At 73.3% G+C, this 416-nt stretch carries 1 protein-coding gene; it reads right to left on the bottom strand.

Features of this window, described 5'->3' with window-relative positions; translation table 11 throughout:
• Positions 1–416, bottom strand: a 416-nt coding sequence (locus tag J0695_RS41745; protein ID WP_206970032.1) for a cobaltochelatase subunit CobN, incomplete at both ends; no start/stop codon positions are given.

The raw sequence follows: 416 nt of genomic DNA on the forward strand, positions 1-416 counted from the left end.
ACGCGTAGCCGCCCCACACCGCGTAGACCTCGGCGAGGTCCGCGTCCGAGCGCCAGTTGCGCGCGTCGATCAGGGGCAGCAGGCCCGCGCCGTACGCGCCCGGCTTGGAACCGAAGATGCGGGCCGTCGCGCGCCGCCGGTCGCCGTGCTCGGCGGTGTCCTCGTCGGCGTGCGCCCGTACGTAGTTGTCCTCGGGGCTCTCGTCCAGCTCGGCCACCGCGCGCACCGCGTCGTCCACGAGCCCCACCACGTGCGGGAACGCGTCACGGAAGAAGCCCGAGATGCGCATCGTCACATCGATGCGGGGCCGCCCCAGTTCCGCAAGCGGCATCACCTCGAAGCCCGTCACGCGCCGCGACGCGTCGTCCCACACCGGGCGGCAGCCCAGCAGGGCGAGGATCTCCGCGATGTCGTCG

The sequence above is a fragment of the Streptomyces beijiangensis genome (genome assembly GCF_017315755.1).
GTDB lineage: Bacteria > Actinomycetota > Actinomycetes > Streptomycetales > Streptomycetaceae > Streptomyces > Streptomyces beijiangensis.